1 protein-coding gene and 2 pseudogenes are annotated in these 3,445 nt (G+C 67.4%); all 3 read right to left on the bottom strand.

The window, feature by feature from the left end:
* Window positions 1–144: 144 nt before the first annotated feature.
* Window positions 145–695: pseudogene (locus AB1460_RS36420) on the bottom strand (transposase); the annotation flags it as partial.
* An 897-nt stretch (window positions 696–1,592) separates the two neighbouring features.
* The gene (locus AB1460_RS36415) at window positions 1,593–2,339 is read right to left on the bottom strand and encodes an SDR family NAD(P)-dependent oxidoreductase (protein WP_368967044.1); all 747 of its coding nucleotides are present in this window, start codon (window positions 2,337–2,339) and stop codon (window positions 1,593–1,595) included.
* A gap of 160 nt (window positions 2,340–2,499) precedes the next feature.
* Window positions 2,500–3,266 (bottom strand): annotated as a pseudogene (locus tag AB1460_RS36410) (aldehyde dehydrogenase family protein); the annotation flags it as partial.
* Window positions 3,267–3,445 lie beyond the last annotated feature (179 nt).

Below are 3,445 nucleotides of genomic sequence, written 5' to 3'. Positions count from 1 at the left end.
CAGCGCTGCTTCCCGCCCTCCCCGGCGCCTCCCGGGTCAGACTGCGCTCAGCTCCCACCAGACTGCTGCGACAGCCCGGCGAGGAGGTCTCGCACCTCCTTCGATTCCCAGCGCCTCACGGCGCACCAGCGCCTCGTGGCGCACGATGCCGTCCGCCCAGAGATAGACGTAGTCCACGCCGGACAGATCCCGGGCGGTGAACGTCTGGTAGTCGCCCTGCCAGCTGGCGGTCAGCCGGGTCACCGTGGAGGCGGACAGGCCGGCACCCGAGCCGAGGAACTGCTCCAACGCGGGCACGAAGTCGCCCGAGGACAGGCCGTGCAGGTACAGCAACGGCAGCACCTCGGCAATCGTCGGGGAGCGGCGGCACCACGGCGGCAGGATCGCGGAGGAGAACCTCTTCCGTTCACCCGTGTCCGGGTCGACCCTGCGGTCGTTGACCCGCGGTGCCTGAACGTCGACCGCGCCGGCGGCGGTCATCACCTGCCGGGGCTGAGCGTGGCCGTTACGGACCACCAGCCGGCGGCCACGTTCGTCACGCTGGTCGGCGAGCTCGGCGATGTAGGCGTCGACCTCGGCTTCCAACGCGGCCGCGAGCATCCGCCGGGCGCCCTCTCGGAGATCTCATCGATCAGCGACGACCTGGCCGTCGAGCCGTTCTCGGGCGTGCTGTCCTCGGGTACTACCGTGAGCACGGGCGTGCCTTCCCGACCGACGCGTCAACGTCGGCCTGACTGAGACCTCAACCTCGATCACCGGGAAGGTACGCCCTCCCCAGCCGATCCACAGGTCTCAACCATTGCTCCCGAGAACGACCTCACCACCGGCGGTGGGCTGGTCTGGGTTCCCAGGCTGATGCATCCTGACCATGGACTATCTGTCTCCTGCTTGGTTCGGAACGGGTAGCCGTCGCCGGGCCGGCAGGGCGGTCAGAACTGTGACGGTGCCTTGTAGCGGCAAGGCCTCTGTCGGGACACGCCCACCGGTCCGGTCGACACACCACCAGACAGCGGCCGACAGGTCAGTGCGAAGGCATCACGCCAGTTGCATCGCGGGTCAGGCCACCGCCCAGGGCACGCACCATGAACTCACAGTTGCATCCGGCGGGGCCGGGAGATCTTGACCGAAAATCTTCCTGTTGAAGGACGCCGGATCCGGGCGCTGGAGCACCGTCGACCTGCCGACCGAGCCCTACGAAGGCTCAACTACGGGAAGATCTGCGGTCAAGATCGACTGGAGTCGCCGGATGCAACAGCGCCACCGAAGTCCCGCCCTCCGGCCGGGGTGCAGAACGCCCACAATGCTGAATCGGACGCCGATGCGGTGGCGCGCTGGCTGGCCGAGACGCTTGCCGAGGCCCCGCCCGTACCGCCAGCGGTCGCCACCCTCATCGCGGGCGTACTCGTCCGACGCCCGCCCGCCGCCTAACCGCCCAAGCAAGGGACCACCGTCGTCTACGCGCCCAGCACACCGCCATGCGCGCCCATCGGCACTCGCGGCCGACATACGAGTACCACTCCAAGGGGTGGTACCGATCGTCCTCGGGTACGCCTCTCGGGCTCAAACAGTCGGGCGTCGCGGATTGCATGCGGTCACACTGCGCTGCGGCCACCGTCCGCGTTGAGGATCACGCCGTGAAGAAAACTGGCCTCGTCGCTGGCGAGGTAGGCGACGGCGCGCGCGATTTCCACGGCGTCAGCGACGCGCCGTGCCGGAGCCCGGTAGGCAAGGTTTTCCAGCGCCCGCACTCCGTACTGTTCCTGTGTTCCCTCGGTATACGTGGGGCCTGGGGCGACAGCGTTGACGCGTACTCCATGGGGTCCGTACTCAGCCGCCCAGCACTTGGTCAACGCGTTGAGCGCGGCCTTACTGGACGCATAGATGGACGAGCCGGCGGTGCCGAAGCCGGCGACCATGGTCGAGATGTTCACGACCACGCCGCTCCCGCGCTGCACCATTGCCGGAACCAGAGCACCGACCATGAAGTACGGGACTTTGACGTTGATCGCATACATGTCGTCGAACATTGGTTCGGACATGTCGGCCGTGGCGCCGAAGGTGGCAATGGCCGCATTGTTGATCAATATGTCGATGCGACCACTTACTTCGGCTGCCTGGGCGGCCAAGTCCCGTGCGCTCGTCGCGTCCGACAACGTCGCCAAAAGGAAGTCGGCCCGCCCATTGCTCGATCGGATCTTGGCGACGACCTCCCTCCCTCGGAGGGAGTCACGGCCGGTGACGATCACATGCGCGCCGCGCGAGGCGAAAAGCGACGCGGTCGCGGCACCAATACCGCTGGTAGAGCCGGTGATGAGCGCGACTTTGCCCTCAAATTCCACGGTCTGAGCATAGTCCGCGCACGGGCCCTCGCCTTGGAATCGGGCGGCAGGTATTGGATCATCGGCTCGCCAGGCTCCGGCCGTCGTGTCGCGTGGAATCCTCGACATGCGTAACCCTGGGGTGGTACCCATCGTGCTCGCGCAGGCTTGAAGCTTCCACCGACTTGCCGCAGAGCTCGAGGAAGACTCGCTTCAGCGTCGCCGCGCCCTTCTCCATGATCCGCTTGCCGGTGACCGTGGACCGGGTGAACGAGATCAGGTCCGCCCTCGGGTCGAGGGTGAGGCCCTCACCGACCAGGTGGTCGGCGGCGGTGACAACGTTGACCACCTGGTTGGGATGTCGGTGTGCTCGGCGATCAGCCGCCCAAGCCGAGTCGCGTTCCACGGCGTGTCCGGCGCCGGCTTGAGCACCACCGTGTTGCCGGTCGCCAGGATCGGCGCGAGCTTGCTCGCGGTCACCTCGAAGGGGAGGTTCCACGGGACGATCGCCCCGACCACCCCCTGCGGCTCCTTGACCACCAGCCGCCTGTTGTGTACCCCGAAGAGGTCGGTGTCAGGCAGCGGGCGTTCCCACTCGAACTGCTCGATGTACTTGGCAGGCCAGCGGAACGCGTCTTCCAACGGCCAGTCCAGCTGCGGGCCACAGGTCCCCATCACCGGCGTGCCGGCCTCGGCGACCAGCTCCGCCCGCATCTGCTCCCGGTCAGCCTCGAGCGCCTCGTGCAGCTGCTCCAGACACCGCTTGCGCAGCGCGCGGTTCGTCGACCAGTCAGTCTCGTCGAAGGCACGGCGTGCCGCCGCGATCGCACGCTCCATGTCCTCATGGCCGCCGTCGGCGACCTGGCCCAGCACCTCCTCGGTCGCCGGGTTGAGGTTGTCGAACCGCTTGCCGGAGGCCGCCTCGACGAGCTCGCCGTCGATGAGCATCCGGGTCTCCGGCGTGAACGATCCGACCTTGGTCTCGATCATCCGCACCACCCGCTAGCCGGGTCTTCCGCACATGGGGATTCGATGCTTCGACCTGCCTGACTGGTGATCAAGGTGGTCGGGTCGGGTCGACGCCGAGGATGTCGAGGAGGTGTTGGTGAAGGTGTGGTGGGCGGGGG

The sequence above is a fragment of the Parafrankia sp. FMc2 genome (assembly GCF_041008525.1).
Taxonomy (GTDB): domain Bacteria; phylum Actinomycetota; class Actinomycetes; order Frankiales; family Frankiaceae; genus Parafrankia.
The sequence above is the reverse complement of the archived record's forward strand: the minus strand, read 5'-3'. Positions and strand labels throughout refer to the sequence as shown.